Consider the following 22,150-nt stretch of genomic DNA (forward strand, 5'->3'; position numbering starts at 1 on the left):
GAATAGTTCAGCTAACGCGCAGAGAATGGGGTCATGACTGATGGCCCTCGCATTCTTATTGTTGATGACGAACCGAATATCCGCGACCTGCTCACGACCAGCCTGCGCTTCGCCGGCTTCGCCGTGCGGGCCGTCGGCAACGGCGCCCAGGCGATTTCTGCCGTACTTGAGGAAGAACCCGACCTCATCATCCTCGACGTGATGTTGCCCGATATGAACGGCTTCGGGGTGACGAAGCGTCTGCGCAGCGCCGGCTACACGGCCCCGATCCTCTTCCTCACCGCGAAGGACGACACGGAGGACAAGATCACCGGTCTCACCGTCGGCGGTGACGACTACGTGACCAAGCCCTTCAGCCTCGACGAGATCGTGGCGCGCATCAAGGCGATTCTGCGCCGCACGATGCAGGCCGACGAAGACGCCGTCATCCGCGCCGGAGAACTCACCATGGACCAGGACACGCACGAGGTTCTCGTGGGCACCGAAGCGATTGAGCTGAGCCCCACCGAGTTCAAGCTTCTGCGTTACCTCATGCTCAACCCCAACCGGGTGCTGTCGAAGGCGCAGATCCTCGACCACGTGTGGGAATACGATTTCAACGGCGATGCCGGAATCGTGGAGTCGTACATCTCCTATCTGCGACGCAAAGTAGACGTGCACTCGAGCGAGCCGCTCATTCAAACCAAACGTGGGTTCGGGTACATGCTCAAGGCGGCCAAGGCGTAGTCCCAGACTCGGTTCTCTAGACTGGAACCCTCATGCATCAGTCACTGGCCGAACGATGGAGCCGCACATCGTTGCGGTCCAAGATCACTGGCGTGACCGTGCTCATGCTCACGCTCGGCCTGCTTGTTTCGGGCGTCGGCACGATGGCGATGCTCAGGCAATACGTTGTCGACCAGGTCGACACCCAGTTGCGCGCCGAGATTCAGACCACGCTCACGTCGTCTTCGTCGTCCGCGCTCTCCCAGGGCGGCGCGGAGCTCGTGCCCTCCAACTATTACGCCGCCCTGTATGACGCCGATGGCCAGCTGATGACGCGCACGTGGCGCGATCACGATCACGCCGAGTTGCCCGTCGTGGGGATGCCGCTCAACCTTGCGCAGACCGCGCAGCTCGACGGGCGCACGCAGACCCTCTACAACGCCTCACACGACACTGCCTTTCTGGCCGTCGCCGTTCCCGTGGTGATCTCGCCGAACGGAACATACGGAACACTGCTCATGGCCGCGTCCCTGCGACCCACCGAGAACACCATGGCCACCTACCTCACCATCTTTCTGGGCTTCGGCGCAGGAGTCGTGCTCATCGGAGCAATGCTCACTCGCCTGCTCGTCACGACCACCTTCGCCCCCCTGCGCCAGGTTGAACGTACCGCCGCGGACATCGCCAACGGCGACTTCAGCCAGCGGCTCAGCGGCGCCACGCCCAACACCGAGGTGGGTCGGCTCAGCCGTTCCCTCAACACCATGCTGAACCGCATCGACAGGGCCTTCAAAGACCGTGCCCGCACAATCGATCAGATGCGTCGTTTCGTCGGCGATGCCAGCCATGAGCTGCGCACTCCGCTCGTCTCCGTACGCGGCTATGCGGAGCTCTACCGCATGGGCGCCCTTCAGACGCCCGACGACGTGGCCCAGGCCATGCAGCGCATTGAGAAGGAAGCGATCCGCATGGGCGGGCTCGTCGAAGACCTGCTGGAACTGGCGCGTCTGGACGAGACCAAGCCGCTCGCCCTCGCTCCGGTAGACCTTGTACCGCTCGCCCGCGACGCGGCCCTCGATGCCATGGCCTCGTCTCCGGCTCGCCGGGTGACCGTTCTGACACCCGTACCGATGGCGTCCGCGCCCACGGCATCCGCTGACGGCACGCTGGCTGACAGTGCCGCGGTCGAATCTGTCGACCCCGACGCCGCTCAAGCGACGGGGTCGCTCTCGTTCGCCGCCACGCTCGCACGGCTGCGCCCCCGCAAGCCTCGCCGAACGGATGCCCCCGCGCCGCTCATCGAGGACGCCGTCGATACCGTTGACGTTGAGACTCCCGCGATCGTCATGGCGGAGGAGAACAAGATCCGCCAGGTGATCACGAACCTGATGGGCAACGCGGCGCGCTTCACCGCAGCCGACAGCCCGATCGAACTCGAGGTGTCCGTCGACCCGGTGAACCAGCGTGCATCGATTGCGGTCATCGACCACGGCGAGGGAATCCCGCCTCAGGTTCGTGAGAAGATCTTCCAGCGCTTCTGGCGCGCCGACTCGTCGCGTACCAGGGAGACCGGCGGCAGCGGACTCGGCCTTGCCATCGTGGCGGCAATCGTGTCCTCGCACAACGGCACTGTCGACGTCGTCGAGACCTCGGGCGGCGGCGCCACCTTCCGTGTCTCCCTGCCCCTCGCCGGCAGCCCGAGCGCCCCCCAGCGCCCAGAAACCGTCGTCCCTAACGGCCGCCACTGGCCTGCGCCCGACCCTCCACCGCACACGGTGGTGGAGGAGTCCGCACAGATTGACCAGCCGGATGCGCGACGCGGAGCGCCGGCTCCTACAGTCGAGGGAAACACCTCAACGGAAGGGCTCCTCATGACCAGCTACCAGGTAGACAGCGAGGTACTCGTCGCTGCAGCGAACGCAACACGCGGCACGATCGGTCGCATCGAGGCCGACGTCATCGGGCTGCACGGCCAGCTCGTAGGAGTCGAAGCAGCCTGGTCCGGGCAGGCGTCTGCGGCGTTCCAGGGCGCGGTCGCCAATTGGAAGTCCGTACAGCAACAAGTCGAAGAGTGCCTCGCGGGGCTCAACCAGGCGCTCGGACTGGCCGGCCAACAGTACGCCGAGATCGAGCAGGCCAACACCCGGCTCTTCGCGCGCTGACCGCGCCACGATTATGCGGGCGCGAGATCGAGATCGAGCGCATTCACCTCGATGTAGTCGAGCGCGAGGCGAACGGCACCCACGGCCACGATCGTGTCCCCCAACGTCGAGACAGCCACCCGCGGCGGTGTGGCCGTCCAACGGGGCAGCTCCCGCTCGATGGTGGCAACGAGCGTGCCAGCGGATGCCGCGACCGCGCCCCCGATAACAACGAGCGTCGGATTCAACATGGTCCCGAGCATCGCGACCACCCGGGCCATGCGGAGGGCGATGCGTTCCAGGATCGCGGACGCGACGGCGTCTCCCCCGGCTGCCGCCTGGAACACCATTTCGGCCGTCACCGTACCGCCCGGGCCACCCCGCGCGGTCAGCGCGGTGGAGGGAGACCCATCGGCCAACGCCGCGGTACCCCAGATTCGGGCCAGGCGGGCGATGCCGTCGGCTGTTCCCACGCCGGCAATGAGTTCGAGGCTCCCCGCCTCGCCCGCACCACCCGCGCTCCCATGCAGGAGCCGCCCGTTCTCCACCAGGCCCGTCCCGATGCGCTCACCGGCGAGCATCACGGCCAGGTCATCCACCCCGGCGCCCACGCCGCACCATCGCTCCGCGAGGGCTGCGAGGTTCGCGTCATTGTCGATCCGCACGGTCCACCCGTACCGCTGCCACAGCTCGGCCTGCAACCCCATATCGAAGGCCTCCCAGAACCCCTGACCGTGCGAGATGGTCCCGTCGCGACTCACAGCCGCGGCCACCCCCACCCCCACGGCAAGGATCATCGACGGTGTGAGTCCAGCCGATTCGAGGGCCTCGGACAGGGCCCGGTCAATCGTGGCCACGCGTTCCGCCGTCGACGCCTCGAAGGCGCCGAATGTCTCCATTGCCTTGCCGAGGGGACGTCCCATGAGATCAGCCACGAGAACCGTCGTCTTCGCTGCGCCCACATCGATGCCCACGACGGCACCGGCGGCGTGGTTGAACTGGAACCGCCGGGCCGGGCGGCCCCTGATGTTGTCCGAACTGAAGCGGTGGCTCTCGATTTCCTGAACCCAGCCCAAACGGATCAAGTCGTCGCAGACGGCGATCACGGTCGCACGGGTCAATCCGGTGTGCCCCATCAGGTCGGATCCGGTCACCACACCCGTTCCGCGCATGTGTCGGAGGATCGCGGTCATATTCGTGCGCCGGAGCAGCTGGGGACCGGTGGCCGTCAGTTCCATGGTGTCCTTCTTGACGCGGGAAGTCTGTGGTCCGCATAATGACATTGCACTATAAATTTAGACCCTATCTCAAAGCCGAGCACGACGCACCGCACAAGGGACTTCGCAATGACCACCACCGAGCGCGCGCTCGTCACCCGTCCACGAGACACCGACCGCATGTCCGATCCGAATTGGTGGAGGCAGGCCACGGTTTACCAGATTTACCCGCGCAGCTTCGCCGACGCCAACGGTGACGGTATTGGCGATGTACAGGGCATCACCGCCAAGGTTCCGTACATCGCGAGCCTCGGCGTCGACGCGGTATGGCTCAGCCCCTTCTACCCCTCCGCACTGGCCGATGGCGGATACGACGTAGACGATTACCGCGACGTGGACCCGAAGCTCGGCACCCTTGCCGACTTCGACGAGATGACGGCTGCCCTACACGCGAACGGCATCAAACTCATCGTCGACATCGTGCCCAATCATTCCTCCAACCTGCACGTGTGGTTCCAGGAAGCGCTCGCATCCCCCCGGGGGTCTGCGGCACGCGCCCGGTACATATTCCGCGACGGCCGCGGCCCCAATGGCGACCTGCCGCCTTCGGACTGGACCGCGATGTTCGGCGGAAGCGCCTGGGACCGAGTCGAAGAACCCGACGACACGCCCGGCCAGTGGTACCTGCACCTCTTCACCCCCGAGCAGCCCGACTGGAACTGGGACAACCGCGAGGTGCGCGACGACTTCCTGAAGACCCTGCGCTTCTGGTCCGACCGCGGCGTCGACGGCTTCCGAGTAGATGTGGCGCACGCTCTCGCCAAGAACCTCATCGAACCGCTGCCATCAAGCATCGACCTCACCCGGGAGGGCGAACAGATTGACGGCTCGCATCCGTTCTGGGACCGCGACGAGGTGCACGACATCTACACCGAATGGCGCGCCGTGTTCAACGAGTACACCCCTCCGCGTACCGCGGTCGCCGAGGCGTGGGTGCACCCCACCCGGCGCGCGCGCTACGCGAGCACTGACGGACTCGGTCAGGCCTTCAACTTCGACCTGCTGCTGGCCAACTTCGACGCCGCCCAATTCCAGAACATCATCACGCTCAACCTTGCGGAGGCTGCGGCGTCCGGCGCCTCATCCACCTGGGTGTTGTCCAATCACGACGTCGTGCGCCATGCCACCCGCTACGGCCTGCCGATCGGCGAGGGCCGCCAGGATGGCAAGGCCTGGGTACTCGCGGGGGGCGAGACGCCGGCGCTCGACCGCGACCTGGGGACGCGCCGCGCCCGCGCGGCAACGCAGCTCATGCTCGCGCTTCCCGGATCCGCCTACCTCTACCAGGGCGAGGAGCTGGGCCTGCACGAGGTCGTCGAGATCCCCGACGCCGACCGCCAGGACCCGGCGTTCTTCCGCAACACGGGCGTCGAGAAGGGGAGAGACGGATGCCGCGTGCCGCTCCCTTGGGCCGCCACCGGCGCCTCCTTCGGTTTCGGCGCGGCGGGAGCACACCTGCCACAGCCCGCGTGGTTCGCCGGTTTCAGCGTTGAGGTGCAGGAGCAGGAACCGGAGTCGACGCTGCTCTTCTACCGCCGGGCTCTCGCCCTGCGCCACGAGTTGCAGTGCGCGGAGGAACTCGAGTGGATCCCCACGGGCAACCCTGGAGTACGCCACTTCCGGCGCCCGGGTGGATGGCACACCATCACCAACTTCGGCGGGGCGCCCGTCGCGCTGCCGCCTGGCGAGGTTGTGCTCACGAGCGCTCCCCTGCAGGCAAGCCTGCTCCCCGAGAATGCCACCGCCTGGGTGCTCGCCCCCTGACCCGGGTGCGCTCGCCCGCAGCGGGCGCAGCTCCGGGGGCCGGCAGGCGCGACCAGCAGACACCAAAAATGGGCGTCTCCCAGCGGAGACGCCCATTCTGTCGTGCGGTACTACATGGTGCTGCGGCGGACTTAGAAGTCCATGCCACCGGTGGGGTCGCCGGCCGGAGCCGCGTTCTTCTCCGGCTTGTCAGCGACAACGGCCTCGGTGGTGAGGAACAGGCCCGCGATCGACGCTGCGTTGAGCAGCGCGGAGCGGGTGACCTTCACCGGGTCATTGATGCCGGCAGCGAGCATGTCAACGTACTCACCGGTCGCGGCGTTGAGGCCCCAACCGATCGGCAGGTTGCGAACCTTGTCGGCGACAACGCCCGGCTCCATGCCGGCGTTGAGGGCGATCTGCTTAAGCGGAGCATCGATGGCGACGCGCACGATGTTCGCACCCGTTGCCTCGTCGCCCGTGAGCTCCAGCTTCTCGAATGCGGTCTTGCCGGCCTGGATGAGCGCAACGCCACCACCGGCGACGATGCCCTCTTCGACGGCGGCCTTCGCGTTACGAACGGCGTCCTCAATGCGGTGCTTGCGCTCCTTGAGCTCAACCTCCGTTGCGGCGCCGGCCTTGATGACGGCAACTCCGCCAGCAAGCTTGGCGAGACGCTCCTGGAGCTTCTCACGGTCGTAGTCGCTGTCGGTGTTCTCGATCTCGCTGCGGATCTGCTGAACGCGTCCGGCAATCGCCTCGACGTCGCCGGCACCCTCAACGATCGTGGTCTCGTCCTTGGTGATAACGATCTTGCGAGCGTTACCGAGCAGGTCGAGGGTCACGTTCTCGAGCTTGAGGCCGACCTCTTCAGAGATGACCTGTCCACCCGTGAGGATGGCGATGTCCTGAAGCTGAGCCTTGCGACGGTCTCCGAAGCCCGGAGCCTTGACGGCAACCGACTTGAAGATGCCACGGATCTTGTTCACAACGAGCGTGGCCAGGGCCTCGCCGTCGACGTCCTCGGCAATGATGAGGAGCTGCTTGCCAGTCTGGATGACCTTGTCCACGATGGGGAGCAGGTCCTTGATGTTCGAGACCTTGGAGTTGACGATCAGGATGTAGCAGTCTTCGAAGACCACTTCCTGACGGTCGGCGTCGGTCACGAAGTACGCGGAGAGGAAGCCCTTGTCGAAGCGCATGCCCTCGGTCAGCTCAAGCTCGGTGCCGAATGTGTTCGACTCCTCAACGGTGACAACACCTTCCTTGCCGACCTTGTCGATGGCCTCGGCGATGATGGCGCCGATCTCGGGGTCGCCGGCAGAGATGGATGCGGTTGCCGCGATCTCTTCCTTGGTCTCAACCTCTTTCGCGTTGGCGATGAGCTCGACGATGACGGCAGCAGTTGCCTTCTCGATGCCGCGCTTGAGGCTGATGGGGTCGGCGCCGGCTGCGACGTTACGCAGGCCTTCGCGGACGAGTGCCTGGGCGAGCACGGTCGCGGTGGTGGTACCGTCGCCGGCTACGTCGTCAGTCTTCTTGGCGACCTCTTTGACGAGCTCCGCACCGATCTTCTCGTACGGGTCGTCGAGCTCGATCTCCTTGGCGATGGAGACGCCGTCGTTGGTGATCGTGGGGGCGCCCCACTTCTTCTCCAGAACGACGTTACGGCCGCGCGGGCCGAGGGTGACCTTGACGGTGTCGGCGAGAATGTTCAAGCCGCGCTCAAGCCCACGACGGGCCTCTTCATTGAATGCAATGATTTTTGCCATATGTGTAACTCGTCCCTCCCGGACGTTCCAAAAACGATGATGGGTTAGCACTCAAAACCTCAGAGTGCCAAGTCGATTCTGGCACTCTAGGGTCGAGAGTGCAAGCGAACAGCTTGCGGCGACGGCTCAGCTCACGGCAACAGCTCGACCGATCCCTGATCGATGGGCACGAGCTCGATCCAGGTGTTTCCCGGCGCGAGTCGAATGGTGACCCCGTTGGCGTCGGCGAAACGAATGGGATCGTCCCGCGAGTCCTTCGCCCAGGTAGCGCTGAGCGTCTGGCCCCCGGTCGAAACGGATGCCTCCCCCGAGCCGATCATCGTCGTCTTGGGGATGGCGCCATACGTGTTGTCGATCGCCACGCGCAGGGTGAGGACGTTCGTCGACTTCAGCTGCGCACCGTTACCGTCGAGGTCGGGGGCACCCTCCTGGGAACGCAGGTAGGACTGGCCCGCGGCATCCCAGCTCCAACTCGGCCAGCGCACCGGGGAGAATCGCATGTTAATGGCCGAGATGGGGGTGCCGTCCACCATCGCTGAGGAAGCCGCGACGGACGGCGCGTAGCCGAACTGTCGCGCCGGCGCGGGAAGGTCACCGTGACGACTCACCATTTCACTCGCCTTGAGCACCACGTTGTGCGGCGCAGACTTAGTACTGATGCGTGAGAACAGTCCGGTCGTGTCCTCGTCAAAGCTGGCATTGAACACGGGCGCGACCCTGATCATGTCCAGAAAGGCTGGCGCTCCTCCGGAGTACGCTCCGATACCGCCGAACGGCGACATGATGTCGGGGTCCATCGGCCGGATGGACCGCACCGGGCCGATCTCGTCGGGTACATCTGACTGCCATACGGCCACGTACCGGGTAATGCCGCCCTCGACGAGTTCTTCGAAGACGATGTCAGTGCGCTCGAGTCCGATTTGGGGCCGAGCAGCTACGTGATTGTCGATCTTGGCCGCGAGTGACGGATGCGCGAGGGTTCCGGCGGTGACCTCAGTCCCGCGCAATGGCGCCAGTTCAATGGGCGCTGGCTCGGCATAGGTCGATTCCCAACCGGATGCGGTGGGAGTTGGTGCCACCGGGGCTGCACTCGAGCACGCGCTGAGGAGCAATGCCGGAATAATTACCGCGACGATGCGGCCGAATCTGCGGGGACAAACGACCCGATTATTTATTGCGTTCACCTCGACACACTAACGCCGCCCGTTGCGGCGGGCGGCGTCAGCGGGGGTGCGCCTTGAAATTGGACCCTAGTTCGGACGAACCGATTCAGCCTGGGGACCCTTGGCTCCTGCGCCGACCTCGAAGATAACGTGCTGGCCTTCTTCGAGTACCTTATATCCGCTCATGTCGATGGCGGAGTAGTGGACGAAAACGTCTTGTCCTCCTCCATCCACGGTGATGAAGCCGAAGCCCTTTTCAGCGTTGAACCACTTCACGGTTCCGTTCGCCATGTGTTACTCCTTGGTGCTGTGATTGCGTCGGCAACTGCCCATTGGCCGTACCGGGCCTGCCGCAGAACCTGCGATCGTTTCGCCTGCACGCCAAGCCCTCACTCACAAGGGCGCATTGCACGGACAAAACGTTTGACCACCCAGATCGTAGCGAAGCAGCGCGAGAAGAACAGGGGGTTGACGCAAGGCGCGGAGGCCGCTAGTAGACGGATCGTTCTGCGCGCTACGGAATGACGTAATCGTTGCCGACGACGACGGTCAGGTCCCCGCCGGAATCGACGAAATCATTCGCCAGCAGAACCTGCGCCCCCGGGATCGACTGCGCGATCCCGAGCGCGGCTCCCTCGAGCGAGGCGTCGGCGTAGTAGACGATTGTGGTCGGCTGGTCCTGGACGTTGGCATTGCTCGTGGCACCCACATTCCAGCCGGCATCCGTCAGGGTCTGTGAAGCGGACGCCGCCACACCGTTCGACGAGGAGCCGTTGAGCACCGTCACCGAGAGTTCGGGGGCCACCGTCGCGACAGCGGTCGGTGCCGGTGTCTCCGACGGCGTTGCGGTCTCGGTGGAGGTCGCCGACGGGGAGGAGCCGGGGACGGTGAAGCTGAGGCGGTCGTTCAACGACAGGATACCGACGACGCCGACGCCGATGAGCACGATGGTCGCTGCGAGTGCCCACCAGAACGCCACCCAACCGCGCCCCTTGCGGCCGGGGGCTCGATGAGCGCCCACCCTGTGAAGGTCATGCGGAACGTGGTCGAAGCGGTCTTTTACGTCATGAGTGGGCATTGTGGGTCTGCTTCGGTCCTCGTTTGGGGGTACTGACTACTGATCGTAAGCGCTGAGGGAACGACCAGCTCGTGCTGACGCGCGAGCCTCACGCATCCGCCGCAATCGTTTGACGAGCATCGGATCCTGGGCAAGGGCCCATGGTGAATCGATCACGACGGCCAAAAGTTGGTAGTACCGGGCAGCCGACAGCGCAAATTCGGCCCGGATGGCTTCTTCCTTGGCGCCGGCGCTTCGCCACCATTTTTTCTCGAAGACAAGAATGGCCAGGTCTCGTTCGGTCCGGCCGGCCACGGCGGGGGCCGGTTCAAGCACACCCTCCACCTGCCACCTCCGACCCGTACGTGCCCCTGTGGCACGGAACGCGTGCGACACGGCAATCCTATTCATCGGTGCTGGTTGTTGTCCAAGTCACCTCGGCCTGCCGCATTTCGGCGAAGATTCACCGCAACCTGACCGAATGCGGAATGTCACCGCCGGTCGTCGAGTTTAGTCTTGGGGAAGAGGTCGCCGGCAGGCGCCTGAGGCAACGAAGGGATTCACCATGGACCACGAAGTCACGAAGTCAGACGCACAATGGCGCGAAGAACTCACCCCCGAGAAGTACGCGGTACTTCGTGAAGCCGGAACCGAGCGCCCGTGGACCGGTGAGCTGCTCGACGAAGGCCGCTCCGGCATCTACACCTGCGGCGCCTGCAACGCCGAACTGTTCAAGAGCGGCACCAAGTTCGATTCAGGATGCGGCTGGCCCAGCTTCTACGAATCCGTGCGGCCGGAAGCGGTTGAGCTCATTGAAGATCGTTCACTCGGCACCGTTCGCACCGAGGTGCGCTGCGCCGCCTGTGGTTCGCATCTCGGACACGTTTTCGACGACGGATTCGGCACCCCCACCGGTGACCGCTACTGCATGAACTCCGTCTCGCTCAACTTCACGCCCGCCGAATAACCTTGCCAAGCGCCGACTCAACGCCGTCTAAAATCGAAAGTGCGGTTCATCCCGTGCTGGAGGCCGTGCGGACTCGACGGTCGCACTCCCAGGTCACCGCGATCGCGCCCAGCCACGCCGAGCTCCTGCCGCTCGTGGCCGCGGCCGCGAGAGCGGCCGATCATGCCTCACTGCGCCCCTGGCGGTTGATCGAGCTGCGCGGCGACGCCCGCGACCGTCTCGGTCAGGCGTTCGTGCAAGCCGCCGGGCTGACCGGCGATGCGGCGCTCAAACAGGCGGGCAAGCCTTTGCGCGCCGGGCTTCTGCTCGCCATCGTGGCCTGTCGGCAGCCGAGCGAGAAGGTCGAGGAGTGGGAGCAGGAGGCCGCGGCCGCCGGGGTCGCACATCTGCTGACGCTGCTGCTCAGTGAAGCGGGCTGGGGTGTCATGTGGCGCAGCGGCCCGTACACCAGGGCCGACGCCGTGCGCCGCATGCATGGGCTCCGTGACTCAGAGCAGTTGCTCGGCTGGCTCTATGTTGGCGCCGTGCCCGCCGATTGCAAGCCGGCCCACCGCACTCCGATCGACCCGAACGAGTACCTGAGCGCGCTCTAGCACCCGCCACCCCGACCGAACCTCGACACGTTGCGGTTACCCGATGGTCCCCGCACCGTTACCACGTGCTCGTAGTCTGCCCTCGTGAGCGAAAAACTGAACGCAGTCCCGGTTCGATCCAACGCCGTCACCGTGCGGGCCGCGCGGTTGCCGGTGTCGGCTGCCGATCTCACTCTGCGTGGCCTGTGGCAGCTCGTTGGCGTCTATGTCTGGGTGGTTCTCCTGTTCAAGCGGCGCGTCCCCGCCCGGCGCTACGACTAGGCCGGCGGCGCGGGTCGGCGGCCCAGGAGCTGCCAGCGAAAGCCCACGATCACCACGGCGGCCAGAGCAAGCATCGATCCCCCAACGGTTTCGACGTTGAGCGGATGCCCCGACGTGGGCGCAATCAGATCAATGGCCAGCGCGCAGAGCAGCTGTCCAGCGACGATGGAGAGTCCGAGGAGCAGCACCCCGGTCGTGCGCACGACCACGGCCGCGCCCGCGATGAAGATGCACCCGATGGCGCCGCCGAGGTAGAGCCACGGGGCGGTCGGGAGCGACGTCGGAAAGTCGCCGACGAAACCGTGTACCACCGCGGCGATGACGAGCGCGATGGTCCCGGTCAGAAAGTTGAGAAATGTCGCGGTGAGGGCGCTGCGGGCACGGATGCGCACGTGCCCGTTCACGGCCTGCTGCCACCCCTGTGCGATTCCGGCCGCGAGCGGGAGCCAGAGCATCCACAGCGGCACGTCGCCTTTCAGCTGGCCGGATACGGTCCAGGCCACGGCGACCAGCGCAACGACCACGCCGATTATCTTGGTCGCGGTGAGCGGGCGCCGTCCACCGGGCCCAATGCCGAAACGATCCATGAGCAGGCCGCTCACCGTCTGGCCGGCAACGATCGCCACTGTGAAGAGGGCAATACCGAGCAACGAAGCGGTGAGGCCCTGCGACAGCACGAAGAACGCGCCGGAGACACCGCCGAACAGCTGCCACCAGGACAGGTCCCTGGAGCGCACGGCCTCCCCGACCCTGGTGAGTCCGCGCCGCCCCGCGGGCCAGAGCAGCATGCAGACACACAGGATCACCAGCCCGGAGCCGAAGGAGATCGCGGCGGCGGAGAATCCGTCGCCGATCTGCACCCCCAGCTCGCCATTGACGCGGGACTGCACCGCGTAGAGTGCGCCGATAAGCACCGAAAAGACCACGGCGAGCCACACCGGAAGAACCGGCCGGGTCGCTGTAACCTGATCACGCAGAATGGGGCGCGGCTTGAGTTCGGTCACACTGTAATCTTAGGCGGCCAGCGGATGCGCCAGCGCAGGCCGGTGCGCAGGCACACGGTTCCGCCGGCAAACCGGCGCTCGTCGAGCGACATGGTGCCCGAGCAGATCAGGAGGGCCACCTCATACTCACGTTCGTCAGGCGCTGAGCGTGCGCACACCCGCTTCAGCGACGGCCGGAGTGCGCGGGGAACGCGACTCCAGGTGGATACCTGCGATCATACAACGCACGGATCCGCCGGCAAGCTCGATCGTGGGCACATCGAGCGGTACGACCTGCGCCGACTTTTCGATGATGGCCAGTTGCTCGGGAGCCAGGGCGGTGAATGCCCGCTTGGACAGTGCCAGGATGCGTCCCTCCGAGCCGTGGAGCTCAATCGCGTTGCCCACAAAGTTGCGAATCTGAGCCTGGCTGAGGCTGATGACGGTACGGCCTGGAGCAGCCAACCGCGACTCGATCTCCCGCCGCCGGCTGGCGGAGGTGATCATGTCAAGACCGATGAACGCGAAATCCGTGCCAATGCACATCATGACATTCGTGTGGTAGCAGGCCACGCCCGCTTCGTCCACGGCGTCAAAGACCATGGGCTCGTAACCGAAGTTCGTGCAGAACCGCTCGAGGGCGATGGGGTCTGCCCGGTGTGAGCGTGCCACATAGGCCACTCGGCTCACATGGTCGAGCACCATGGCACCGGTGCCTTCGAGGTAGATGCCGTCGTGCTCAAGCCCGGAATAGTCGATGACGTCTTGAACGCGGTAGCGCTCCTTGAGCAGCTCGATCACGTCGGGCCGGCGTTCGGTGCGCCGGTTCGGCGCGTACATGGGGTACAGAGCCACGTGCCCGCCCGCGTGCGTGGAGAACCAGTTGTTGGGGAAGACACTGTCCGGCGACGCGTCGTGAGCGTCGTCGAAGAGGTGCACGGTCACCCCATGCTCCTGCAGCGTCGCGGCCACGAGCGAGACTTCGTCGTAGGCGCGGCCGGCCAGGGACAGGTCTGTCCCTGGCACGGCGGCGCTCTGAAAGGAATTGTCGGCCTGCGTCTGCGGGTTGGGGTGAAAGTGGTGCGGGCGAACGAGGAGGACGGCGCTGGGCGCCTGAGCGGACATGACCGTCGTCTTAGACGAGGACGGGCGCTGCTGCAGTCACGAGCCCGAAGAGGTCCTTCGGGTCCGCGGGGTTGGCGATGAGGTCGACCTCGTCATAGAACCCCGTGCCATCAACGGCATCACGCACGTAGCGCAGCGCCGAGAAGTCTTCGATCGCGAAGCCCACGGAATCGAAAACCGTCACCTGTTCGGCCGAGGTGCGTCCGGCGGCACGTCCGGCCATGACCTGCCAGAGCTCGGTGATGGGTGAGTCCGCGTCGAGCTGCTGAATCTCACCCTCGACGCGAGTCTGCGGCGGGAACTCAACAAACACGGTTGCTCGGCGCAGAATCTCGGCGTCGAGTTCTGTTTTGCCCGGGCAGTCGCCCCCAATGGCATTGAGGTGCATGCCGGGTTCGATCATGTCATTCGTGACGATGGTGGCGTTTGCCTTGTCCGCCGTGCACGTGGTGACGATGTCGGCTCCGCGAACAGCTTCACGGGCGCTCGTGGCCACAACAATGTCGAATCCGAGCGGCGCCATGTTGCGCGCGAACTTCTCCATCGCGGCGGGGTCGGTGTCCCAGATTCGAATCTCGGTGATGCCGAGAATGGCGCGGAACGCCAGGGCCTGGAACTCGGACTGCGTTCCGGCGCCGATGAGGGCCAACGTGCTCGAATCGGGGCGCGCCAGGAGCCTGGCAACCATGGCACTCGTGGCGCCCGTGCGCAGCGCCGTCAGGAGTGTCATCTCCGACCAGAAGGTGGGGTAACCGTTGGAAACGTTCGCGAGGACACCGAAAGCGGTCACGGTCTGAAAACCGCGACTCGGGTTGAGCGGGTGACCGTTGACGTACTTGAAGGCGTACGTGTCACCATCGCTCGTGGGCATGAGTTCGATCACACCGGAATCCGAGTGGCTCGGCACGCGCGAGGTCTTGTCAAAGAGTTCCCAGCGCAGAAAGTCCTGTTCAAGATAGTCGACCATGCCGGTGATGATCGGTTCGACGCCATCCTGGGCGATCCACTTGGTCATATTTGCCACATCTACGAAGCGCACCATCAGCGCCTCCTTTCCTCGTTAAGTCAACGGTATTACTAGGCGATGTGTAGCGACCATGGCTCTTGAGCATCATTTTGCCCACCAAAACGCGCAATCCGTTTGGCCTCGCTATACACTTAGTGCCATGTCGACCCTTGATGATCTGGACCGCCGCCTGCTCGCGCTCCTCCGGGTGAACGCGCGGGAGTCCGTGGCGAGCCTTGCCCGCCACCTCGAGGTGACCCGGTCGACCGTGACCGCACGCCTCGACCGCCTCCAGCACTCGGGAACGGTCGTCGGCTTCTCCGTTCGAGTCCGAGAAGACCGGGACCCGTCCTCCATCCGCGCCATCACGCTCCTCGAAGTCGAGGGCCGAAGCACCGACGCCGTCATTCGCAAGCTGCGCGGGTTCTCCGAGGTGCACGCCCTGCACACCACAAACGGCGGCTGGGACCTCGTGGCGGAACTACGAACCGACACCCTCGGCAACTTCGACAGCCTGCTGGGTCGCATCCGCTCGGTCGAAGGCATCGTCAACAGCGAGACGAGCCTGCTGCTCAGCTCTGTGCTCGTATGAGCAGCACCGCCGGTCAGGCCAGGATCGCCGGATCCGGCGCACCGGCTTCGAGCGCGGGGGCAGGGCGCCCGAGCAGGTAACCCTGGGCGTAGCAACAGCCGGCTTCACGCAGCACGTGCAGCTGCTCAATGGTCTCCACACCCTCGGCAATCACGCCAATCTTGAGCTTCTGGGCGAGGGCGAGCAACGCCTGAACGAGGGCGACGGATGCCGCATCCGGCAGGTCCATGATGAACGAACGATCGATTTTTATTTGGTCAACAGGCAGCGCCTTGAGCCAGGCCAGCGTGGAGAACCCGGTGCCAAAATCGTCGAGGGAAATGCGCACGCCGAACTGGCGGAGCTGGGTGAGCTGCTCGATCGTGCCGGGAACGTCAATGAGCGCCCGGCTCTCGATCACCTCAAGAATCAACCGATCCGGTGACAACTGGCTCCGGTGCACGGCCGCTCGCACCGTGGGCAACAGCCGCTCATCGACCAGGGTCGCACTCGACAGGTTGACCGCCACGTGCACGGGTCGGCGGCCGTTATCCGGCCAGTTCGCCAGAGCCTCACAGGCAACTCCGAGCGACCAGAGGTCCAGCTCGGCGATCAGCCCGGTCTCTTCCGCGAGGGGCAGGAATGCGCCAGGGGCGAGGAGCCCGAGCCGCGGATGCGCCCACCGGATGAGGGCCTCCACGCCCACGACGTCACCCGTGTCCGTCACGGACATGTCGACGATCGGCTGAAAATGTAGTCGCATCTCGTTGCGCTCAAGCGCCAAGGCCAGCTCTTCGTGTTGCAGCGGTGAGGGCCCGGTGGCGGATATCTCATTCGACACGGATACTTGGTTGCGCCCGAGTCGCTTGGCCGCATACATGGCGGTGTCAGCGGCGACCAGCAGCTGCTCACCCCGCCCATTGGTACCCCCGTGCAGGGCAACGCCCACGCTCGCCGTGATCCGCAGACCTTGGCCGGCCACCCGGAAGGGCACGTTGAGGCACTCCACAATTCGCTTCGCCTGGTCGACGGCCCACGCTTCCCCCGGCACTTCACGGAATACCATGGCGAACTCGTCGCCGCTCAGGCGGCCAATCGTTCCACCCTCACTGATCTCGACGCGCAAACGCTCGGCGATTTGACGCAGGAGCTCGTCCCCCGTGCCATGCCCCAGCTTGTCGTTCACCCGCTTGAAATTGTCGAGGTCACAAAAGAGCACGGCCGTGGTGGATTCCGGCCCGCTCTCCGCGAGCGCCGTCTCAAGCGCCCCGGTGAACAGCACTCGATTCGGCAGGCCGGTCAGGGAATCGTGCAGGGCTTGGTGCCGTACGGTGGCGAGCAGGCGTGCGTTCTCCAGGGCCTTGGCTCCCTGTTGGCTGACTCCCTCTATGCGCGCAAGCAGCCCACACTCGCGTTCGAGCGGTACCGGTGTGCACCAGCCGGCGACGGCAATGCCCATGAGCTTGTCACCGGCAAGGAGAGGCACAGCAATCACACTCGGCACTCCGATGGCGCCAAGGAGCATTGCAAGGGGAGGGCTTACAGCGTCAATGCTGAGGAGGACCGACCTGTGGTTCGCAAGGATCTCCGTGATCTCCGGAGTCTCTGAGGCACGAAGCGGGTTCTGCAGCAGAAGGCTGCGTTCCTTTTCACCAAATTGGGAGGTCGCGACGGTCTTCAAGACTCCGAGGTGCTGGTCCCACATCAACACCGCGGACAGGTCGCAGCCGACAATCTTCGGCACGGCCGTGGCGATCGCTTCTGACACCTGTTGAACACTGTCAACGACGGCGAGTTCATGGGCGAGACCGAGGAGCGCCGACGAACGGCGTGCCTCGCGGTTGCTGCCGTCGAGCGCGGTGAACAGATCGAGTGCGGCTGCGGCGTGTCCGGCGTAGGCCTCGAAGAGCTCTTTCTCGCCGTCCATCGCTTGATGCCCCGGCGAGAACAGTGCGGCCGCGTAACCGTGACGCCTTCGCGCCGACTCGATGGGAACGACGACCGAACGCTCGCCGAGGTCGTCCCCACTCAGGATCTGCTCCGCAGTGCGCTCGGCCTCCTCGGGGTCAAGGCCATGCGAACGCACGATGGGCCGGCCATGGTCCGGCTGGATCACGACAAGGTGCGCCGGGGCCAGGACGGCTGAGTCTGCGTGGTCAACGATGCGGGTGAGCATCTCGTCGAGATCTTCGCTGCTGACCAGGTTGGCCGCGGCGTGCTGCACCTCTTTCACCCGATGAAGTAACGCACCAAAGGATTGCTGGGTGGATAGCGCTGGTTTGCGCGACGACCACCACCGCTCACGCTTCGACCACGTCATCTCATAGGTACAGGCGGGGAAGCCATCCGACTGGCACTCGCGGTGCTCAATCCTGGCACGCCCGAACCCGAAAAGCGTGGGTACGGCCGCCAGCAACCCGCTGGCGTATTGACAGTCCAACCGGGAATGCTCGTATCCGTCACGCAGGCGATACCGGACGACCGCGCGCGACTTTTCGACTTCCACCACCTCCATCGTCGATGTGGTGGTGAACTTGGGCACGATGCGTGGCAGGCGGCGGTAGGCGGCGGCGGGGTTCGCGAAGGTGGAAAGAAGCTGCAGGAGCACGGATGGAGCGCTGCCGGTGGCCGCTGTCGCCCCCATTTCAAACATGGTGCGTGGGTCACCAAGTACGGCCGTGGCCGCCTCGAAAAGTCGAATTCGGGTGGCGTAGCTGACCCACTGTGTTTTGTCAACTTGAAGCCGGCCATTTCAGCGCTAAGAAACCTGCCAGTTCAGCACCGTTTCCGGCCAGTTGAGCACCGCGGCCTCATCGGCCGGTTTTCGGGGTTAACTCCGTCGCCACGAGCCTTGGAGCAGGGCGTTGCGGTGGCCCGGTCGGCGTCAGGTTCGAGGTCGGCCGGGCCGGTCCAGGGCTATTTCATGAGCGCGTGCTTCACGCGGTAGGACTCGCCGCGAAACTGGAGGAGGCGGCCGTGGTGGACGATGCGGTCGATGACGGCTGCGGCCATGTTGTCGTCGCCGAACACCGTTCCCCAGCGCGAAAATTCTAGATTTGTTGTGATGATCAGGCTTCTTTTTTCATAACCATCCGCGATGACTTGGAACAAGAGCCGAGCTCCCTCAGTATCAATCGGGAGGTAGCCAAATTCGTCAATTGCGATGAGCCGGTTCTTCGCTATGTTGGCTAGTTCCCGGTCGAGGCGGCCTTCGTCTTTGGCGCGGCGCAGCTGCATCACTAGCGACGAGGTCGTGTAGAAGCGGCCTGGGATTCCTTGCTGGCAGGCGGCGGCGATGAGCGCGCTGGCGAGGTGGGTTTTGCCGGTGCCAACGTCGCCGTAGAGGACCAGGTCTTCGGCCCGGTTGATGAAATCCAACGACGTCAGCTCCTCCCGGCCGTAGTCCTCGGGGAATTTCACGCTTGAGTAGTCGAAACCTGTGAGCGATTTCAGCGCCGGCAGCCGAGCGGCCGTCAACAGTCGTTGACGGCGTGATGCTTGTCGGGATTCGTGCTCGGCCAGGAGCACTCCGTGAAGGTATTCGCGTTGTTTCGGGGTGCCTTTCTCGGCCCATTCGACCAGCACGGCGTGGGTCAGCGATGCTTGCCGGCCGGTCGCGATGATGTCCTGCGCAGTGATCAGGGTCATGCGATTTCTCCCGTCAGCGTGTTGACGGTAGTGAAGGCGTCGGCGGTGAAGATGTCATAAACGCTCAAGTCCACGTTCTCCACTGCCGGGCTGGTCCCGCCGGCCAGGCGCCGGGCGAGCATGCCCAACGCAGCGATCTCCGGGGTGTCTCCGCGCTGGATCAGCATGTCAGCAGCAGTGATGGCAGCATCGAACCCGGCCGATCCTGATGCGGCATCAACGGCACTGAGAAGTCGGCGCCGGTTGGTTGCGGTGGCCTTGTCGAGCCAGTCGCGCACGGGCCCTGGGACCAACGGCCGCAGCTGGGAATGGCTCCAGGCGCCGGGCTTGGTCACTAGCAACGGCAGGAGCGCGGCCGGTCCGAAGATCGTCTCGGTCTGTCGTCCGAAGGCCCGCGGGAAGGAGCGGACGGGCGTCGACTGTTCGTCGAGGATCTCGATGACGTCGTGGCGTAATCCGACCGTGAGGGTGCGGCTGTGGAAGGAGGAACCGGCCGCGTAGGTGTTCCCGTCGATGAGGAGGTTGCCCTTCTTGTCGGCGGTGCGGGACTCGTAACGCACCGGGTCAAAGCCGACGCCGGGCAACGCCAGGCTGGCAGCGACGTCCTGGGCGAAGAGCTCGCTGATGGGCAGGCCTTTCCGGTAGTGCGTGGCCTCAGCCAGCGCCAGGCACCGCGTCATCAGCACCTCGTTCAGGCCCTGCAAGGTGGCTGCTTCGGGCTCGGGGACCATCAGGTTCCGGCGGAGGAACCCGACGGCGTTTTCCACGTTGCCTTTCTCGTTGCCGGAGTATGGATTGCAGTATCTGGATTCGGATCGGTAGTGCAGTTTGAACGCGCCAAACAGCTTGGTCTCGACGACCTTGGTGCCGACGCGTCGTCCGATGCCAGTGGCATTGTCAAAGACCAAGTGCCGCGGCGCAGCACCGATGTGATCAAACACAGTGCGCAGCCCGTGGCAGACGCACTCGGCGGTTTCGCCGCGGTAGGCCTGCACGAAGCGCATGTTCGAGAACGGAAACGTGACAACGAAGATATGCAGGACCTGCCGGAGCCCGCCGATGATGGCCTCGGCCTGGCCGAAGTCGACCTGCGCGGTGCCGGCCGGCCAGACCAATTCGGTGAAGCCCTCCCCGGCCTGGCGATGAAGGTCGTTCCACTTCTTCACGAAGCGTTGCACCGGAGAGTAACTGCCGGTGAAACCCCTCTCGGCGACCAACCGGTCAAAGACCCGCTTGGCCGTGTGGCGTTGCTTCCGGGGTCGGCGCTGGTCCTCGCTCAACCACTCTTCCACGGTCGTTTCAAACCCAGTCATCGCCGAGCCCGCGGGCCGGGCCATCGGCGCCGGAGGCTGGGGTGAGTAGTCACGTTGACCGGTGTATTTGACCACCGCGTCGCGGCTGACTCCCAACCGGCGGGCGATTTCACGGCCCGCAATTCCGTGGGAGTCGAGAGTTCTGATATTTTCTTGCACGGACATGGGTACCGTCATCTGCTTCCTGGTTCCTTCCGGCGCGACCGCTTGGCAGTAGACACGCCTTTAGGAACCTATCGGGGGGTGGCGGGCCCATGTCTCCATCGCTTGGGAGAGGGCCACGGCCACCGGTGATCTCAATCTCTACGCATCCCCGGATCCAAGGTTTTGGAGGGGAATCTGCTGGCCTGATTCTTAGCGCTTTTTTGGCAGGAAACCAGCCGCTAACTTGGCAGGAATCCAGCGCCGAAACGGCCTACAAAGAGTTGATCACACACACCCACGACGAGGGTTCCAGCAACTGCTCGGGCGAGAGTTCAACCTGTGCGAGCGCCAAGACATCATGCACCGCCTGGTCGCCGCGATGCGCACGCACATAGCCCAGGATCAGACTAATCGTGGCGCTCGACGTCTCACGCGGTTCCATCACTGCACTATTCCTTCGATGATCATGTCCGCGGTGGGTAGCGACCAATCCGTCTCACTCATCATTATCGGCCGAAGAACAGCGAATGTTACGACTTCCCCACAGTACCTTTCTCCCGGGCGCGGAACGCGAAGCGATCGAAGCATGTCTCCAGTTGTTCCGTGCGGCCTGTGGGCCGGAGCGTGCTCGTCTCGCCACGCGGTGAGAAATGACGACCAGCGGCGCCGACCGAGACGATCCCGGAGAGTCCTGCCATCACCCACGAACGCTGGCAGAAGTATGCCGCGTGGCCCGTTTCGATCGACACTTCTCGGAGCCGCTTGATGTGGCCGCGATCGCCGAAATAGCGCATATGTCGGTTTCATACTTCTCTCGACGGCTCCGCCTCGTGTTCTGCGAATCTCCACACCAGTATCTTTACCGTCGACGTATTGAGCGTGCCAAATGGTTACTGCGAACCAGTGAATTACCTGTCACTGAGATTGCCAACGCGGTCGGATACGCCAGTCTGGGGACCTTCACGCGGACATTCGTGCGTATTGTCGGCGAAACTCCCACCCGTCACCGGGCACGCGGACCAATTGGTCCGATTCCCGGATGTATCGCCCGTGCGTGGAACAAAGACAGCACAATTGGAGAAGCCAGCAGATAGCGAACGCCTCTACTGTTGGCACATGTTCACCAATATTCTTGTCACTCCGATGTACGTGACCGATCAAGACCAAGCATTAGCGTTCTACGTCGACAAGCTCGGCTTCGAGGTCGAAACCGACGCCGACCTAGGCAATATGAGGTGGTTGACTGTGCGTTTACCCTCCCGCACCGATCGGGTTGTGCTGCTTCAGCGCATCGGCGACCAGTCCGCCACAGGCTCGCCCGAGACAGCCGAGATGCTGCGAGAGCTGACCGAGCGAGGCACATCGAGTTGGATGATCCTCACCACGAACGACTGTCATGACACCTATAGGAAACTGACCGAGCTGGGTGTCGAGATCATCCAAGAACCGACCGAACAGATGTACGGCACCGACATGGCGATCCGGGATCCATTTGGGAACCAGATCCGGATCACGCAAATGCCCAGCCAAGGCGAGGAATCTGCTCCTTCATAGCGGGCAGACTTTCACAGCCCATTTCGCGACGCCGGAGACGCCATGAGGCTAACTTTCGTGAGCGGCCAGCGAACAGACCGCCTTTGGGCAATGAAGGGACTCCGAATCGCCCGCAGGCGAACTGTGC

Annotated in this window: 22 protein-coding genes; 9 read left to right on the forward strand and 13 right to left on the reverse strand. The window is 64.4% G+C overall.

The genetic code is table 11. The features are described 5' to 3' along the window. Positions 1 to 33 precede the first annotated feature (33 nt). Entirely contained in the window at positions 34 to 726 is a 693-nt protein-coding gene (locus EDD25_RS05670) for a response regulator transcription factor (RefSeq protein ID WP_134172426.1), read from the forward strand. A 32-nt stretch (positions 727 to 758) separates the two neighbouring features. After that, positions 759 to 2,867 (forward strand): WXG100 family type VII secretion target, encoded by a 2,109-nt coding sequence (locus EDD25_RS05675; protein WP_134172427.1) that lies wholly within the window; start codon positions 759 to 761, stop codon positions 2,865 to 2,867. 11 nt (positions 2,868 to 2,878) lie between these two features. On the opposite strand, the gene EDD25_RS05680 is transcribed toward EDD25_RS05675, so the two are convergent. Continuing rightward, entirely contained in the window at positions 2,879 to 4,084 is a 1,206-nt protein-coding gene (locus EDD25_RS05680; protein ID WP_134172428.1) for an ROK family protein, read from the reverse strand. A gap of 108 nt (positions 4,085 to 4,192) precedes the next feature. Here EDD25_RS05680 and EDD25_RS05685 point away from each other — a divergent pair, with 108 nt between their 5' ends. Continuing rightward, positions 4,193 to 5,887, forward strand: a complete 1,695-nt coding sequence (locus EDD25_RS05685) for a glycoside hydrolase family 13 protein (RefSeq protein WP_134172429.1) — start codon at positions 4,193 to 4,195, stop codon at positions 5,885 to 5,887. A gap of 131 nt (positions 5,888 to 6,018) precedes the next feature. Here the strand turns inward: EDD25_RS05685 and groL are convergent, their stop codons facing one another. The 5 genes from groL to EDD25_RS05710 form a co-directional block, all read right to left on the reverse strand. Next, positions 6,019 to 7,638 (reverse strand): chaperonin GroEL, encoded by a 1,620-nt coding sequence (gene groL / locus EDD25_RS05690; protein WP_134172430.1) that lies wholly within the window; start codon positions 7,636 to 7,638, stop codon positions 6,019 to 6,021. Positions 7,639 to 7,769: 131 nt separating this feature from the next. Beyond that, complete coding sequence (locus EDD25_RS05695; RefSeq protein ID WP_166671205.1) at positions 7,770 to 8,717, reverse strand: DUF3048 domain-containing protein; 948 nt, start codon at positions 8,715 to 8,717, stop codon at positions 7,770 to 7,772. A gap of 171 nt (positions 8,718 to 8,888) precedes the next feature. After that, positions 8,889 to 9,092, reverse strand: coding sequence for a cold-shock protein (locus EDD25_RS05700; protein ID WP_134172432.1), 204 nt, complete (start codon positions 9,090 to 9,092; stop codon positions 8,889 to 8,891). 223 nt (positions 9,093 to 9,315) lie between these two features. Next, on the reverse strand, positions 9,316 to 9,879 hold the full coding sequence (locus tag EDD25_RS05705; protein WP_134172433.1) for a LytR C-terminal domain-containing protein: 564 nt from the start codon (positions 9,877 to 9,879) through the stop codon (positions 9,316 to 9,318). Positions 9,880 to 9,915: 36 nt separating this feature from the next. Further along, positions 9,916 to 10,194 (reverse strand): DUF3263 domain-containing protein, encoded by a 279-nt coding sequence (locus tag EDD25_RS05710; protein WP_338419609.1) that lies wholly within the window; start codon positions 10,192 to 10,194, stop codon positions 9,916 to 9,918. A 229-nt stretch (positions 10,195 to 10,423) separates the two neighbouring features. Here EDD25_RS05710 and msrB point away from each other — a divergent pair, with 229 nt between their 5' ends. From msrB to EDD25_RS17455, 3 genes are all read left to right on the forward strand, one after another. Further along, a complete protein-coding gene (gene msrB / locus EDD25_RS05715; protein ID WP_134172435.1) occupies positions 10,424 to 10,825 on the forward strand; it encodes a peptide-methionine (R)-S-oxide reductase MsrB in 402 nt (133 codons plus the stop codon). 65 nt (positions 10,826 to 10,890) lie between these two features. After that, positions 10,891 to 11,418 carry a nitroreductase family protein gene (locus tag EDD25_RS05720; protein ID WP_134172436.1) on the forward strand — a complete coding sequence of 176 codons (528 nt, stop codon included), beginning with the start codon at positions 10,891 to 10,893 and terminating at the stop codon, positions 11,416 to 11,418. An 84-nt stretch (positions 11,419 to 11,502) separates the two neighbouring features. Beyond that, positions 11,503 to 11,679, forward strand: coding sequence for a hypothetical protein (locus EDD25_RS17455; RefSeq protein ID WP_166671206.1), 177 nt, complete (start codon positions 11,503 to 11,505; stop codon positions 11,677 to 11,679). On the opposite strand, the gene EDD25_RS05725 is transcribed toward EDD25_RS17455, so the two are convergent. The 3 genes from EDD25_RS05725 to EDD25_RS05735 all read right to left on the reverse strand — a co-directional run bounded on the left by EDD25_RS05725 (position 11,676) and on the right by EDD25_RS05735 (position 14,829). Next, entirely contained in the window at positions 11,676 to 12,683 is a 1,008-nt protein-coding gene (locus tag EDD25_RS05725) for a DMT family transporter (RefSeq protein ID WP_241986283.1), read from the reverse strand. The two genes, EDD25_RS17455 and EDD25_RS05725, sit on opposite strands and share 4 nt — an antisense overlap. 135 nt (positions 12,684 to 12,818) lie before the next feature. Then, positions 12,819 to 13,787, reverse strand: coding sequence for a citrulline utilization hydrolase CtlX (ctlX, locus tag EDD25_RS05730; protein WP_134172437.1), 969 nt, complete (start codon positions 13,785 to 13,787; stop codon positions 12,819 to 12,821). A gap of 10 nt (positions 13,788 to 13,797) precedes the next feature. Then, positions 13,798 to 14,829 carry an ornithine cyclodeaminase gene (locus tag EDD25_RS05735; RefSeq protein WP_134172438.1) on the reverse strand — a complete coding sequence of 344 codons (1,032 nt, stop codon included), beginning with the start codon at positions 14,827 to 14,829 and terminating at the stop codon, positions 13,798 to 13,800. 124 nt (positions 14,830 to 14,953) lie between these two features. On the opposite strand from EDD25_RS05735, the gene EDD25_RS05740 reads away from it, so the two are divergent. Continuing rightward, positions 14,954 to 15,385 (forward strand): Lrp/AsnC family transcriptional regulator, encoded by a 432-nt coding sequence (locus EDD25_RS05740; RefSeq protein WP_134172439.1) that lies wholly within the window; start codon positions 14,954 to 14,956, stop codon positions 15,383 to 15,385. A gap of 13 nt (positions 15,386 to 15,398) precedes the next feature. Here the strand turns inward: EDD25_RS05740 and EDD25_RS05745 are convergent, their stop codons facing one another. The 4 genes from EDD25_RS05745 to EDD25_RS17460 form a co-directional block, all read right to left on the reverse strand. Next, positions 15,399 to 18,017 carry a putative bifunctional diguanylate cyclase/phosphodiesterase gene (locus EDD25_RS05745; protein WP_134172440.1) on the reverse strand — a complete coding sequence of 873 codons (2,619 nt, stop codon included), beginning with the start codon at positions 18,015 to 18,017 and terminating at the stop codon, positions 15,399 to 15,401. Positions 18,018 to 18,280: 263 nt separating this feature from the next. Continuing rightward, entirely contained in the window at positions 18,281 to 19,012 is a 732-nt protein-coding gene (istB, locus tag EDD25_RS05750) for an IS21-like element helper ATPase IstB (protein ID WP_175183030.1), read from the reverse strand. Then, complete coding sequence (gene istA, locus EDD25_RS05755) at positions 19,009 to 20,490, reverse strand: IS21 family transposase (RefSeq protein ID WP_134175076.1); 1,482 nt, start codon at positions 20,488 to 20,490, stop codon at positions 19,009 to 19,011. Before istA ends, istB begins: the two co-directional genes overlap by 4 nt. 250 nt (positions 20,491 to 20,740) lie before the next feature. Next, positions 20,741 to 20,914, reverse strand: a complete 174-nt coding sequence (locus EDD25_RS17460; protein WP_166671207.1) for a hypothetical protein — start codon at positions 20,912 to 20,914, stop codon at positions 20,741 to 20,743. Between the two features lie 205 nt (positions 20,915 to 21,119). Between EDD25_RS17460 and EDD25_RS05760 the strand changes: the two genes are divergently transcribed. Further along, positions 21,120 to 21,563 carry a helix-turn-helix transcriptional regulator gene (locus EDD25_RS05760; protein ID WP_134172441.1) on the forward strand — a complete coding sequence of 148 codons (444 nt, stop codon included), beginning with the start codon at positions 21,120 to 21,122 and terminating at the stop codon, positions 21,561 to 21,563. Positions 21,564 to 21,585: 22 nt separating this feature from the next. Next, entirely contained in the window at positions 21,586 to 22,023 is a 438-nt protein-coding gene (locus EDD25_RS05765; protein ID WP_134172442.1) for a VOC family protein, read from the forward strand. Positions 22,024 to 22,150: the final 127 nt, after the last annotated feature.

The organism is Cryobacterium psychrophilum (assembly GCF_004365915.1).
Lineage (GTDB): Bacteria > Actinomycetota > Actinomycetes > Actinomycetales > Microbacteriaceae > Cryobacterium > Cryobacterium psychrophilum.